Source organism: Flavobacterium sharifuzzamanii (assembly GCF_003254585.1).
GTDB classification, from domain to species: Bacteria; Bacteroidota; Bacteroidia; order Flavobacteriales; family Flavobacteriaceae; genus Flavobacterium; species Flavobacterium sharifuzzamanii.
The window spans coordinates 314,052-327,174 of the sequence record NZ_QJGZ01000037.1 but is presented as its reverse complement, the minus strand read 5'-3'; the positions used below and the strand labels follow the sequence as shown (position 1 = coordinate 327,174).

Below are 13,123 nucleotides of genomic sequence, written 5' to 3'. Positions count from 1 at the left end.
CTGAATTTTGTTCAGGGCAAATATAAGGTATAAAATAGACTTTTACTAAACAGATCCTATAAGATGTTTTAGATCTGAGATTTGGTTCTCCCACAATTGTTTAGCTTCGCCTAATTCTTCTTTATCGGCAAAATCTACCACCATAAGCGATACATCTTTAGTCAATTCATCAACTAAAATATGGAGTTCGAAAAAATACTCAGTATCCTTACTGCTTTCGTCAACCCATTTAAATTTTACTTTTTCGCCAGATTTTTTTGAAGCCAAGCGCGCTTTTTCTTGCGAATCATTCCAGATGAAAGTAAAAAATTCACCTCTCGAATTAACATTGTCAGCAAACCATTCTTGTAAACCTGACGGAGTTGATATATATTGATACAATAATTGTGGCGAAGAATTGATCGGAAACTCGATTTCGTAACGTATTTTTGAATCCATGTGCTACTTTAATTTTTTTCGAAATATAAGAATATATGTCCAAAAACAATGCATTTTTAAAAATATTTTTTTTTCTTCATTTTATGCTTGTATGCTTTAATAATATTTATATCTTTGCACCCGCAATCAGGAATTCATGATAGCAGTCCAGGCGAGGTAGCTCAGTTGGTTAGAGCGCAGGATTCATAACCCTGAGGTCACGGGTTCAACTCCCGTCCTCGCTACAAGGTAAAAACACCACTTTTTTCAAAGTGGTGTTTTTTTTTACCATTATCATTTTAAAAGTTATGGAAGAATTTGTGGTTTACATACTTTATTCTAAAAAATTCAACAAGAACTATACTGGATTCACTTCCAACTTGATAGAAAGATTTAAGTCTCATAATATTATGGCAAAAAAGGGATTCACTATCAAATTTAGACCTTGGGAAGTAATTTATGTCGAGTTTTTCAATTCAAAGATTGATGCTATGAAAAGGGAAAAAAATTTAAAAACAGGAATTGGCCGAGAGTACATAAAAAAACTGATTCAACAACACACATAGCAGGATTCTTATCCGCCAACGCGGACACGGGTTCAACTCCCGTCCTCGCTACTAGAAGGTAAAACCCTTAAACAGAAATGTTTAAGGGTTTTTTATTATATTTAAATAAAAAACAAACCTCATTTTATGGAAGGAGAAATAAATTTGAGCACTATTTTGGAGAATCTTAATCCTGTTCTTAATGGCGGAAAATATGTTTTTACAAAAGTAGATTCACTAGATCATATTCCTTTTTCTAAAATTTTATTTCTATTTAAAGAAAAAGAAGGAATCACTTTAGTATTAGAAAAACGCTTTGCAGAAGAACTTAATCTTAGTTTCTCTTATATTGCTTCTTGGATTACTCTCGAAGTTCATTCTTCTTTAGCTGCTGTAGGTTTAACTGCAGCATTTTCTCAAGCTTTAGGAAATGCCAATATCAGCTGTAATGTAGTTGCAGCATATTTACACGACCATATTTTTGTTGATGAAAAAGACGCTCTAAAAGCAATGAATGTTCTGCTTAAATTAAAAGAAGACAATAAAAAATCTTTGTAATTAAAAAATCTAAAAATAACCATGAAAACTGCTATTAAAATAGTTATTTTGCAGAGGTAACTTTATAACACATGGACATAGTAAAATTTAAGATCACATCTAAAACAATCAAAGTCGAAGTACGCAATTCGAATAATTATGTTTTTAATTTCAATACTGCTTTGGATATTGCCAAAGAAGACAAAGATGTTTTATTAAAGCTTTACAATGCACTCGACCTTCTTTTTAAAAAAGAACAGGTGACCGAAAACAAAAACTACATTTCGCCAAATCAAACTAATATATTAGATCAGATCTCTGCTGCAGATTTAGAAAAAGAAAACCAATAATCGTTTTCTTTTTCCTTTCAACATAATAAAAAGAATACAAAAGTCCTTGAATAAAAAATTCAAGGACTTTCTTTTTATAATTATTTCCTTCTCTTCTCAAAAAACCGTAATTTTATCTGTACCCATAAAAAAAGTATTTTCTGTATCTGTACCCAAATCTGCGATAGCAATAATTTTGCTAAAAAAAGATATGGAATCTAAAGCAGTTACTCAGAAAAAAATAAATTTTAGAGAAGTTTATGTATTTGATATGGAAGTTTTGCAAAACATCTTCATTCAAAATATGTGTGAGAAAGCGGAAGACAAAATGCTTTTTGGAATCCCTTTTCTTCTCTGCGAAAAAAACAATAAAATAAATTCGTTTGCCAGTTTAATTTTAAATCAAAACAACGAAATAGAATTTAGAATTTATGATGACGGCAGTTTAACAAATGAAGATAAAGCACTATTTAACAATTATATCAAAAATTTCCTGAAGAAGAAAAATAGCGCCAATTTCAATAATGCCGCACAACTCAGACAAAGCACAGATCAGTTTATTCATTGTCTGTCTTTTTAAACGCTTAAGAAAAAGCAAAAATGAAAAATCGAGAAACATTATACTTGAAACTTGCAAAAATCATTGAAGATCAGATTCACAATGAGACTTTAGCACTTGGCGACAAATTGCCTTCTGTACGAAGTGCACAAAAATTGTATAATGTAAGTTTGAACACTATTAAACAGGCTTATCTAGAATTGGAAAGCCGTTCACTAATAGAGTCGCGTCCAAAAACGGGATATTATGTGAGTAAAAGTTCTCAGCGTACAACAGCACTTCCAACAATTGCGAGCATAGACAATAAGGAAACAGAAAATACTCCCGAAGAGCTTATTGATAAAGTTTTTAACACCATCAAACAAGTCGATGTAACTCAATTTGCACTTGGTATACCTGGGAAAAATTTCCTGCCCATCGCAAAACTAAATAAAGGAATTATCAATGCTGTTCGTAACAGAGACGATGCAGGAACTGCTTACGAGCCTGTTCAAGGGCCTGAAAGTCTTCGTCGTGCTATTGCAAAATGGGCACTGGTGATGGAAGGAAAAATTACCGAAGATGATATTGTCATTACTTCTGGCGCAATGCATGCGATTTACAACGCACTTATGGCAGTAACATCTCCTGGTGATAGTGTTGCGGTTGAAAGCCCAGCTTATTTTGGAATACTTCAGGCAATAAAAGAATTAGGTTTAAAAGCAGTTGAAATTCCGACACATCCTTTGTTCGGATTAGACCTTGAGGCTTTGAAAAAAGTTCTTCCCGAAATTAAAGCCTGCTGTTTTATTACCAATTTCAATAATCCAATGGGATTTCAAATGCCTGACGATAACAAAAAAGAGTTGGTTAAATTGATCACGCAATATAACGTTCCACTAATTGAAGATGATATTTATGGTAATGTTTACTTTGGCTCAGAACGTCCAAAACCCTGTAAATTTTATGATGAAGCTGGTTTGGTTTTATGGCTCGGATCGGTTTCGAAAACACTTGCACCTGGATATCGAGTTGGATGGATTGCTCCGGGAAAATTTAAGGATAAAATTATTCGTCAGAAATTGGTTCAGACGGTTTGCAATTCTTCATTGTATTCAGATGTTATTACAGATTTCTTAGAGCACGGACGTTATGATCATCATTTAAGAACATTCAGAAATAAGCTTTATGCCAATTATCTACAGATGAATCGTGCTGTCGAAGCTTACTTTCCGGACAACACCAAAATTGCACAGCCAAAAGGCGGTTTTATGCTATGGCTAGAACTAGATGAAAGAATATCAACAACAGAATTATTCAATACTGCCTTAAACCAGAAAATCAATTTCGCGCCTGGAAGAATTTTTTCCCAGTACAATCAATACAACAATTGCATGCGACTGAATTATGCATTGGAATGGAATGAGCGCGTGGAGTCTGATTTAGAAAAATTGGGCAGAATAATAAAAAACAGTATTTAATGTATTATGAAAAATAAAGAGCAAGTAGAAATAGTAACTTATAAACCCGAGTATAAAAAAAGCTTTAAGGATTTAAACATAGAATGGATTTCAAATTATTTTGTGGTTGAACCTAATGATGTGAAAACGTTAGATCATGCCGAAGATTATATTATAAATAAAGGTGGAGAAATTTTTTCTGCAATTTTAAACGATGAAGTTTTAGGAGTCTGCGCTTTAATTAAAAGTGACGGAAAAGAGTATGATTACGAATTGGCTAAAATGGCTGTAAATCCAAAAGCACAAGGAAAAGGTGTCGGATTATTACTAGCTCAATCCGCAATAAAATGGGCAACAGATAAAGGCGCTTCTAAAATTTATCTAGAAAGCAATACTAAACTGAAACCTGCTATTAAATTGTATGAAAAATTAGGTTTTAAAGAAATAACAGGCATATCTTCTTCTTATGACAGAGTAGACATTCAAATGATGCTAAACATTAATTTTTAGATTAGTAGAACCAAAATAAAAAAAGTAGAACCCTTAACATTTCTGTTTAAGGGTTTTTTATTTGAAATAAATTGTAACATTTAATCTACAAAAGCGTCAAATCTTGAATTAAATTACGGTTCTTTGTAACTTATTACATTTTCATTTGAGATTACTCAATTCCTGAATACAATAATATTGACTCTAAAGAGTTTAGAACTAGGAAGCTAGCACGATACTTTCGTTATGGACAATAAAAAATTTATTTTAAGTTTAAAAAAAGGCAATGAAGCAGCTTTTAAAGAAGTTTACTTCAGCTATTACGACAAACTTATAAATATTGCCAAACGATTCAATTCTTCTGTATTTACTCCCGAAGATTTTGTTCAGGAGACTTTCATAAGACTATACAATAAAAGAGAACTGCTTAATGAAGATGTTTTGTTTGACAAACAGATATTTGTTATCTGCAAAAACATTATCATCAATCACGTTAACAGAGAAAATAAAATAATACAACTTGACCCTTCTCAAGTTGAGATGCTGGATGAAGAAACTGACTCTGGAATTTTTGAAGAAAGACAAGAAAAACTTCAAAACTTCATTAATCAGCTTCCAGAACAGCAGCAAAAAATATTCACTTTACACAAACTGGAAAACCTTAGCTATAAGGAGATTGCAGAAATAACGGATCTTTCTGAAAAGACCATTGCCAATCATATTTATCTCGCTAGTAAATTTATTAAAAAAAAAATCGAAAACCATTAGGAACTTTTTAGTTCTCGTTTGTTATACTAAAAAACAAGAACTAAAAATGCATATCGAAGCGTATAAAACTAATGTAAAAACAAAAAAAGACGCAAGTTTACTTGTGGCTCAATTGCAGTTTATCATTTCTGATTGTATCATAAATTTTGATCGCCAGGGACGCGAAAACATTCTTAAAATAGAAACTAACCGTGATATCAAAGAAATGGTTTACGGCGTTTTTAATAAACAAGGATTTCATTGTCAAATTATTTAAGTTAGAAAAGATGGATAAGGAGAAATTTGACGAGGAATTTAAAAAGTTATGGGAAGAGTCTCCCCTATCTCATTCCGACAGCGAAAAAGAAGCGTCGTGGGAACAATTTCATGCTAAAACATTTTCAGAGAAAAAAAGAAAATTTAAGCCGTGGCATCTTTATGCAGCAGCTTCGGTTTTACTTTTTGCACTTATTGGAACCGGAATTTATTTCAATAACGAATCTACAAATGAAAATGTAGTTCTAGCTGAAAATGTAATTGAAAACACAACCTCTGCAATAAAATATGTTGTCTTGCCAGACAGTTCAAAAATTGAACTGAGTCCAAATTCTAAAATCTCTTTTGGAAGCAATTTCGCTTTAAACAGAAAAATTGAAATTGAGGGAGAAGCTTATTTTAATGTAAAAAAAGACAAACAGCATCCTTTTCAGGTTTTTTGTGACGAAACCACAACAACTGTTTTAGGAACATCTTTTACAGTTAAGGAAACTGAAAACGAACAAGTGACTGTTGAGCTTTTTGAAGGAAGTGTTCAGATGAATGTAAAAGGACAAAGCCAAAAATGGATTTTGAAACCGGGTGATAAATTCACCTACGGAAACCAAACTGCTTCAATAACAGAATTCAGCCGATTTGTAGATTTTGACAACGAAAAACTGTCTGTTATCAGTCAATATATTGAAGAAAACTACGGTTACAAAGTAAATATTCCGAAAGAAAATCTTGATCAGAAAATCACTATCCGAATCAATAAAAGAGAAGATTTAAAAATAATTGTACAATTACTATCCGAAATGTATAACCTAAACTTTGAAATAAATGAAGATTTAAAACAGATCACTTTTCAATAAAAACAAGAAAGGATGTAAGCCGCGAAACTACACATCCTCCTAATTTTTCAGGATAACACGAGGTTATTCCATTTAATAATATTCAAAAATACGAAATTTCATGAAGCATATAATTTCAGCGTGCTTTTTTTTATTCAGTTTATGTATGTCTGCACAGAGTGTTACAGTAACTGTAGATCAAAATGTAACTTTAAAAGAATTTTTCAAACAGATTGAAAGCCAAACCAATTTTAAATTTGCCTTTACAGATCAGATCGACACCAATAAAAAGTACTTTACACAGAAAAATACTTATAAGAATGTTGAAATCAGCAAGCTAATTACGGAATTAAACCAAACTTCTATTGTACAATTTTCTATAGTTGGCAATAATATTTTTGTGAAGCAGAAATCTCAAACTCCGAAACCAGCCAAAAAAAAAAGCAAGCTGACCGGTCACGTTTATGATGACGAAAGACAGCCTGTTATTGGAGCCAATATTTATATTAAGGAATTGGAAACAGGCGTTGTAACAGATGCGAACGGAAAATATAGTATCGATGTCCCTCACGGAAATTATACTGTACAGGTGAGTTATGTTGGATTTAAAAATGAAGAAAAACGCGTATCTATTTCAGACGATACCAAGGTTAACTTCAACGTAGATTCTGACAGTCAGCAATTGGGAGAAGTTATCGTAATGAACAATAAAGCAATTGATATTAAAACCACTCAAATGAGTGTTAACAAGCTTACGATGCAGGAAATCAAAAGAATTCCTGTTGCAATGGGAGAGCCTGATCCGTTAAAGTCAATTTTGACTTTGCCGGGAGTTACCAATGCTGGAGAAGCTTCTTCAGGATTTAATGTCCGCGGTGGTGCTGCCGATCAGAATTTGATTCTTTTGGATGGCGCACCTGTTTATGCAGATTCACACATGTTTGGGTTCTTTTCTATTTTCAATGCCGATATTGTCAATGGTTTAGATTTATATAAAGGGGGAATTCCGTCAAAATTTGGAGGACGTGTTTCTTCTGTTCTTGATGTTACGCAACAAACGGGAGATTTTGAAGAATATAAAGTAAACGGAGGAATCGGAATTATCTCAAGCCGACTTTTAGTTCAAGGTCCGTTGCAAAAAGAAAAAGGTTCGTTCATCCTTTCAGGACGAGCTTCGTATGCGCATTTGTTTATGAAACTGGCCGACAATAAAAACTCGGCCATGTTTTATGATTTGAATGCTAAACTAAATTATCGTTTCAATGCCAAAAACACATTGTCTTTTTCAGGTTACTTCGGAAATGATTTATTTGATATTAGTGATCGTTTTGGAAGTACTTACGGAAGCACAATGGGTATTTTGAGCTGGAAACATAAATTTTCTGATCGCTTAAACAGCAATTTATCTACTTTCTACAGTGATTACAGATTTAATCTAGAAATTCCTATTGAAAGTTTTAAATGGGATAGTAATATTGCGAGTTACGGATTGAAATACAATTGGAATTTGCAGCAATCTGAGAAGTTTAAAATCAATTACGGAATTGATGGTTTGTATTACAATTTCAATCCTGGAGTTGTAAAACCGACTTCTCCAGATTCTCAGTTTAATTATATGCAATTGGATAAGAAATATGCTCTAGAAGCTTCTGCGTTTGTTGATTTTGAAAATCAGATTACTGAGAAACTGAATTTCCGTTACGGACTTCGTTACAGCATGTTTTATCGTTTAGGAGATGAAACCATCAGCACTTACGAAAATGGCCAAGCGGTAGTATATAATCCGTTGTACAAAATTTATGAAGAAGGAACACCAAACGGAAGCATTTCGTACGGAAAAGGAAAAACCATCAGTAAGTTTAATAATTTTGAACCTCGAGCTGCCTTATCTTATGCTTTTAACGACGAAACTTCTATAAAAGCGAGCTACAACAGAATGGCGCAGTACATTCATATTTTATCAAACACACAGTCTCCACTGCCAATGAGCATCTGGACACCAAGCGGGCCTTTTACAAAACCTCAACTTTTGGATCAGTACGCGATGGGATACTTTAGAAATTTCAAAGACGGAGATTATTCATTAGAAACAGAATTATTTTATAAAAATGTTCAAAATCGTATTGATTATATTGACGGCGCTGATATTTTGGCTAACAACAACATTGAACAGGTTATTCTAAACGGAAAAGCCAGATCGTATGGAATGGAGTTGTTATTCAGAAAAAATACTGGCGTTTTTACAGGATGGATTTCGTATACTTTATCTAGAGCTGAACAAAAAACGCCTGGAAGAACTCCTGAAGAACCAGGAATTGCAAATGGTGACTGGTATTTATCTGGATATGACAAATTGCATAATTTGAGTATTGTGGGAAGCTATGAATTAAACCCAAAATGGTCATTTAATGGAAATTTCACCCTGCAATCAGGCCAGCCGGTAACGTATGCTAATGGATATTATGAAATGGGAGGCATTCATATTCCGAATTATTCTTTGCGAAATGAAAACCGTTTGCCCCTTTTCCATCACTTAGATGTGGCGGCAACGTACACGCCAAAACCAGACAAAAAGAAAGGATGGCAAAGCTATTGGGTATTTAGCCTTTATAATATTTACAACAGAAAAAATGCGGCTTCGATGAGTTTTACAACCAATGAAGATACGGGAGCAAATGAAACCAGAAGGCTTTCTATTTTTGGAATCGTTCCTGGGGTTTCTTATAATTTTAAATTTTAATGCGATGAATAAATTGAAAAAATATACGATAATGAATAGAGCGCTGGCATTAATAAGTCTTCTTTTTGTTTTTTCTTTTGCTTCTTGCGAAGATGTGGTCAATCTAGATCTGAAAACTGGTGAAACCAAATTGGTTATCGATGCGGAAATTATCTGGAAAAAGGGAACTGACGGAAAGGAACAAACCATAAAAATCAGTAAAACGGCTCCTTATTATAGCGGTTCTACGCCAAAGGTTTCTGGCGCTCAAGTAAGAGTAGAAAACAGTAACGGAGATGTTTTTATGTTTAACGAAACCGAAACCGGCGTTTACAAATGCACTAATTTTGTTCCTGTTCTTAATGCAGATTATAAATTGTTTATTACTGCTGAAGGGCAAAGTTATACTGCAGTTGAAAAACTGACTTCTGCAACTCCAATCAATAAAATAGAGCAAAATATTGTTCCTGACTTTAGCGGAAAAGATGTAATAGAAGTGACATTTTATTACAACGATCCAGCAGATCAAGTTAATTTTTACGTAACCGATTTTCAAGGTGAATTCTTAATCTATCCTGAATACGAAATCACGAATGATGAGTTTTATAACGGAAACGAAATCAGTACGAGATATTCTCATGAAGACAAAATGAAACCTGGAAACACGCTCAAAATTACCCACAGAGGTGTTTCTAAAAACTTCTTCAATTACTGGAAATTAATTTTGGAAGCTTCAAGTGCAAATCCGTTTCTTGTTCCGCCAGGAAATATTAGAGGAAATATTATAAATACTTCAGATTCTAATAATTTCGCATTTGGCTATTTTAGACTTTGCGAAGCAGATCAAGTTGATTATTTGGTGAAATAATTTTTTATATGTCGCTCCTCTGGAGCTTTTTGATACTTGCATCTGAATTTGCTATAAATATTTTGCTCCGCTGGAGCAGTTTCACAAAACAAAAGGGCCAACTATTTTAAGTCGGCCCTTTTGTTTTTCTAGTATTCTTTATTTATTTGATAAACAAAATTCAATTTTGGCTTTTCTCCAAAATAAGCCACTTCTTCTTCAGCCACTTTTTCGGCTCCCACTCTTGAAATGGCAATTTGCGATCGGATATTTTCTGAACCAATATGAAATTTTACTTTTGATACATATTGGAAAAGATAATCCAACATCGTCTTTTTTACACTTTGATTAATGCCTTTTCCCCAGCACGAAACGGCATAAAAAGTATAACCAATAAAAATACTATTGTCTTCTTGATTGAAATCGTAAAATCTAGTGCTTCCAATAAATTCTCCTGTTTCTTTACTTATAATTTTAAAAGCGCCTTTACTTTTCATGGCTCCTTCAAAGAAATTTTCAAAGACTTCTTTTTTCCATCTGTCTTTGTTTGGATGCTGTTCCCAAATTTTAGGATCGGAAGCTACTTTATACAAAGCCTCAAAATCTTTTTCTTCTAAAGGAGACAAAATGCAAAGATCATTTTCTAAAACGGGCTGTAAATTAAAATTCATATTTTTTGTTGTTATAATACTAATTCCTCAAAAATAGGTTCTTGCAAAAGTGCTGTATACAAAGATTCAATAGATTTTTTTGGCCCATGTATTTGCCATTCTAAAACTATATGATCCAGATTACGACGCTGTGTAATCAGTTTTGATTTTACGCCATAGACTGAAAAAAGTTCATTGCATCTTGCATATCCGCTATCAGAACGTTTAAAAGTTATTTGAAGGGTTTTATGTGCGTTGATGAGGTCTATTTTATCCTGAAGAAAAGTAAGCACCGTAAGAATGGAAAGAATCATCAAGGCTGCACAAGCCGATGCAAAATAATAACCTGCTCCTACTCCCATACTTACAGCTGCAACCGACCATATTGTTGCTGCCGTCGTAATCCCGCTAACATGATTGTCTGATCTAAAGATTACTCCCGCACAAAGAAAACCTAAACCTGTTACAATATTAGAAGCTATTCGGTCAGGATTTCCTGCTCCGCCAATCCATTCAGACATAAAAGTAAAGAAACAAGCTCCAACAGAAATCATTATTGTGGTGCGAAGACCCGCCGCTTTTCCGCTATATTCTCTTTCGGCACCAATTAAAGCTCCCCAAAATGCTGCTAAAAGCAATCTTATGACAATTTCTAGTTCCATTAAAGTCTTCTATTTTTTCAAATAAAATTAAGGAAAAAACACAAAAAAACCTCCAAAATCAAAATGAGTTTGAAGGTTTTCTACTTGTTCTATCTTACTTATATTCTTCTTCTTTTTGTTTGTACCAATCCTTCATTACATAAAAAGCTTTCTTTTTAATTCCATTGCTTGAAATTAATCCTTTACGATTAAAGAAATCTTGAATATTTGGCAATTGTCTTCTTGGCGATCTGAAATCAACGAGAATCCAAGGCGAAACTCCTGCTAAACCTTCAATACGATTGAACATTTGCGTATTTTGAATGTATAATTCTTCCTGATATTCTTCGTTCCAACGTTCTTTTTTATCACCGTGCAAACCTTGTAGAGCCTCGCCACCAAATTCGCTAATAATAACAGGCTTGTTGTACGGAACCACCCATTGCATGTCTTTGCAAGATTCGTTGGTTCCTCTGTACCAACCCAAATATTGATTGAAACTTACAATATCAACATATTCATTCATATTATCATGAAGCGTATTGATGTTGTTTGAACTCGAAGTAACTTCCATCGCCATACTAATCAAACGAGAATTGTCTTGCGTACGCGCGTATTTTGCCAGTTTGCTCAAAAAAGCATCTCGATCATCGCCGTGTGGCGTTTCGTTGGCAATTGACCAAATTACGATTCCGCAACGATTTTTATCTCGATAAATCATATCGTGCAATTGGCGTTCGGCATTAGCATACGTATCTGGATTTGTCCACGAAATCGTCCAATAAACCGGAACTTCAGACCAAATCATTAATCCCATTTTTTCAGCTTCTTTTACCATATTTTCGTTATGCGGGTAATGTGCCAATCGAACATAATTGCAACCCAACTCTTTTGCCCAAGTCAGTAATGTAATCGCATCTTCTTGAGACCAAGCTCTTCCAGATCTAAAAGGCGCTTCTTCGTGAATACTGATTCCTCGCAAAAAAACTTTTTTTCCGTTTAGCAAAATTTCTTTGCCTTTAGTTTCAATGGTTCTAAAACCAATTTGATCGGCAATATTTTCATCAGCTTTAGAAATGGTTACATCATATAATTTTGGTTTTTCAGGCGTCCATAAAACAGGATTAGCTTTAATTTCAAAAGAGGCAATTCCTTTAGCATCGGTCGTAACGCTTTTTTTGATTTTCAGTTCTGGAATGGAAACCGAAACTGTTTGATTTGCCGATTCGCTATTTAATTTTATCCAACCCGAAATTTTTCCTTTTTCTTTTTTATCCAATTGAACCAAATAATCTTCGATATAAGTATTCGGAACTTGAGCCAAAGTTACGTCTCTTGTGATTCCGCCATAATTCCACCAATCCATATTTACGGTTGGCACATTGTCTTTATGGCGTTTATTATCGACTTTTACTACTACGAAATTATTTCCGTCAACTAATAAATGGGTTACATCAAAATTGAAAGGCGTGTAACCGCCAATATGTGTTCCTGCCAATTTTCCGTTCACATAAACTTTTGCATCGTAATTAACTGCCCCGAAATGAAGAATTCCTTTGCTTTTGGCATCTTTTTTATAATTGAAATCTTTCTGAAACCAAACTGTTCCCTCATAAAAAAACAATCTCTGATCTTTCGAATTCCAATCAGACGGAATATCCATTACTGCTGAGGTTGCAAAATTATATTCGCTCAGTTCTGTGGTGTTCCATTTTTTATTTTCGAAAAATCCGTTGTCTTTAAAAGGCTCTAAACGGTAATTAAAATATCCGTTTTCTAGCGGATCTACGATATAACTCCATTTTCCGTTTAAAGTAATATTGTTTCGCGCAGAAATATTAGCCACCAACGGAATTTCCTGCGCTATTGTTTTTCCAATAAACAGAAAAATACAGCACAGCATTATTATCTTTTTCATAGTTAAAATCATTTTGGTTTTTGAAGGTCTTTAGTTAGTAAAATATGAAGGTTATAAAGTTAAAAAGTTTCTCAAATTCACTAGTAAACAAACATTCCGTATTAGTTAAAAATAACCCATCAAATACTTATCAATCTTGTGTTATCAGGTTTTTTTAGTCGCTTTTCTTTCTTTATT

15 protein-coding genes and 1 tRNA gene are annotated in these 13,123 nt (G+C 33.6%); 12 read left to right on the top strand and 4 right to left on the bottom strand.

Features of this window, described 5'->3' with window-relative positions; translation table 11 throughout:
* Positions 1-45 precede the first annotated feature (45 nt).
* Positions 46-438, bottom strand: coding sequence for an START-like domain-containing protein (locus DMA14_RS10090; protein ID WP_111285785.1), 393 nt, complete (start codon positions 436-438; stop codon positions 46-48).
* A gap of 150 nt (positions 439-588) precedes the next feature.
* Here DMA14_RS10090 and DMA14_RS10085 point away from each other — a divergent pair.
* From DMA14_RS10085 to DMA14_RS10030, 12 genes are all read left to right on the top strand, one after another.
* Positions 589-662, top strand: a tRNA-Met gene (locus tag DMA14_RS10085).
* 63 nt (positions 663-725) lie between these two features.
* Complete coding sequence (locus tag DMA14_RS10080) at positions 726-983, top strand: GIY-YIG nuclease family protein (protein WP_111424549.1); 258 nt, start codon at positions 726-728, stop codon at positions 981-983.
* 126 nt (positions 984-1,109) lie between these two features.
* Positions 1,110-1,520, top strand: a complete 411-nt coding sequence (locus tag DMA14_RS10075; protein WP_111424548.1) for an ACT domain-containing protein — start codon at positions 1,110-1,112, stop codon at positions 1,518-1,520.
* A 71-nt stretch (positions 1,521-1,591) separates the two neighbouring features.
* Positions 1,592-1,849, top strand: coding sequence for a hypothetical protein (locus tag DMA14_RS10070; protein ID WP_111363665.1), 258 nt, complete (start codon positions 1,592-1,594; stop codon positions 1,847-1,849).
* A 190-nt stretch (positions 1,850-2,039) separates the two neighbouring features.
* The gene (locus DMA14_RS10065; RefSeq protein ID WP_111424547.1) at positions 2,040-2,408 is read left to right on the top strand and encodes a hypothetical protein; all 369 of its coding nucleotides are present in this window, start codon (positions 2,040-2,042) and stop codon (positions 2,406-2,408) included.
* Between the two features lie 20 nt (positions 2,409-2,428).
* On the top strand, positions 2,429-3,847 hold the full coding sequence (locus DMA14_RS10060) for an aminotransferase-like domain-containing protein (protein WP_111424546.1): 1,419 nt from the start codon (positions 2,429-2,431) through the stop codon (positions 3,845-3,847).
* A 6-nt stretch (positions 3,848-3,853) separates the two neighbouring features.
* Complete coding sequence (locus DMA14_RS10055; RefSeq protein ID WP_111424545.1) at positions 3,854-4,336, top strand: GNAT family N-acetyltransferase; 483 nt, start codon at positions 3,854-3,856, stop codon at positions 4,334-4,336.
* 225 nt (positions 4,337-4,561) lie between these two features.
* Positions 4,562-5,083 (top strand): RNA polymerase sigma factor, encoded by a 522-nt coding sequence (locus tag DMA14_RS10050; RefSeq protein WP_111424544.1) that lies wholly within the window; start codon positions 4,562-4,564, stop codon positions 5,081-5,083.
* Between the two features lie 46 nt (positions 5,084-5,129).
* The gene (locus tag DMA14_RS10045) at positions 5,130-5,339 is read left to right on the top strand and encodes a hypothetical protein (protein ID WP_111424543.1); all 210 of its coding nucleotides are present in this window, start codon (positions 5,130-5,132) and stop codon (positions 5,337-5,339) included.
* 10 nt (positions 5,340-5,349) lie between these two features.
* Complete coding sequence (locus DMA14_RS10040) at positions 5,350-6,192, top strand: FecR family protein (protein WP_111424542.1); 843 nt, start codon at positions 5,350-5,352, stop codon at positions 6,190-6,192.
* Positions 6,193-6,292: 100 nt separating this feature from the next.
* Positions 6,293-8,911, top strand: coding sequence for a TonB-dependent receptor (locus tag DMA14_RS10035; RefSeq protein WP_111424541.1), 2,619 nt, complete (start codon positions 6,293-6,295; stop codon positions 8,909-8,911).
* Between the two features lie 4 nt (positions 8,912-8,915).
* Positions 8,916-9,758, top strand: a complete 843-nt coding sequence (locus DMA14_RS10030; protein WP_203418282.1) for a DUF4249 domain-containing protein — start codon at positions 8,916-8,918, stop codon at positions 9,756-9,758.
* Positions 9,759-9,886: 128 nt separating this feature from the next.
* Here the strand turns inward: DMA14_RS10030 and DMA14_RS10025 are convergent, their stop codons facing one another.
* From DMA14_RS10025 to DMA14_RS10015, 3 genes are all read right to left on the bottom strand, one after another.
* Entirely contained in the window at positions 9,887-10,408 is a 522-nt protein-coding gene (locus tag DMA14_RS10025; RefSeq protein WP_111424539.1) for a GNAT family N-acetyltransferase, read from the bottom strand.
* Positions 10,409-10,419: 11 nt separating this feature from the next.
* Positions 10,420-11,049: an MgtC/SapB family protein gene (locus DMA14_RS10020; protein ID WP_111424538.1), complete on the bottom strand. Its 630-nt coding sequence runs from the start codon at positions 11,047-11,049 to the stop codon at positions 10,420-10,422.
* A 94-nt stretch (positions 11,050-11,143) separates the two neighbouring features.
* Entirely contained in the window at positions 11,144-12,946 is a 1,803-nt protein-coding gene (locus DMA14_RS10015) for a glycoside hydrolase family 2 protein (RefSeq protein ID WP_111424664.1), read from the bottom strand.
* Positions 12,947-13,123 lie beyond the last annotated feature (177 nt).

Coding starts and splice junctions, on each gene's coding strand:
- DMA14_RS10060 (WP_111424546.1), top strand. CDS start 2,429: ATGAAAAATCGAGAAACATTATACTTGAAACTTGCAAAAATCATTGAA.
- DMA14_RS10080 (WP_111424549.1), top strand. CDS start 726: ATGGAAGAATTTGTGGTTTACATACTTTATTCTAAAAAATTCAACAAG.
- DMA14_RS10040 (WP_111424542.1), top strand. CDS start 5,350: ATGGATAAGGAGAAATTTGACGAGGAATTTAAAAAGTTATGGGAAGAG.
- DMA14_RS10050 (WP_111424544.1), top strand. CDS start 4,562: ATGGACAATAAAAAATTTATTTTAAGTTTAAAAAAAGGCAATGAAGCA.
- DMA14_RS10035 (WP_111424541.1), top strand. CDS start 6,293: ATGAAGCATATAATTTCAGCGTGCTTTTTTTTATTCAGTTTATGTATG.
- DMA14_RS10090 (WP_111285785.1), bottom strand. CDS start 438: ATGGATTCAAAAATACGTTACGAAATCGAGTTTCCGATCAATTCTTCG.
- DMA14_RS10025 (WP_111424539.1), bottom strand. CDS start 10,408: ATGAATTTTAATTTACAGCCCGTTTTAGAAAATGATCTTTGCATTTTG.
- DMA14_RS10015 (WP_111424664.1), bottom strand. CDS start 12,946: ATGAAAAAGATAATAATGCTGTGCTGTATTTTTCTGTTTATTGGAAAA.
- DMA14_RS10065 (WP_111424547.1), top strand. CDS start 2,040: ATGGAATCTAAAGCAGTTACTCAGAAAAAAATAAATTTTAGAGAAGTT.
- DMA14_RS10020 (WP_111424538.1), bottom strand. CDS start 11,049: ATGGAACTAGAAATTGTCATAAGATTGCTTTTAGCAGCATTTTGGGGA.
- DMA14_RS10030 (WP_203418282.1), top strand. CDS start 8,916: ATGAATAAATTGAAAAAATATACGATAATGAATAGAGCGCTGGCATTA.
- DMA14_RS10055 (WP_111424545.1), top strand. CDS start 3,854: ATGAAAAATAAAGAGCAAGTAGAAATAGTAACTTATAAACCCGAGTAT.
- DMA14_RS10045 (WP_111424543.1), top strand. CDS start 5,130: ATGCATATCGAAGCGTATAAAACTAATGTAAAAACAAAAAAAGACGCA.
- DMA14_RS10075 (WP_111424548.1), top strand. CDS start 1,110: ATGGAAGGAGAAATAAATTTGAGCACTATTTTGGAGAATCTTAATCCT.
- DMA14_RS10070 (WP_111363665.1), top strand. CDS start 1,592: ATGGACATAGTAAAATTTAAGATCACATCTAAAACAATCAAAGTCGAA.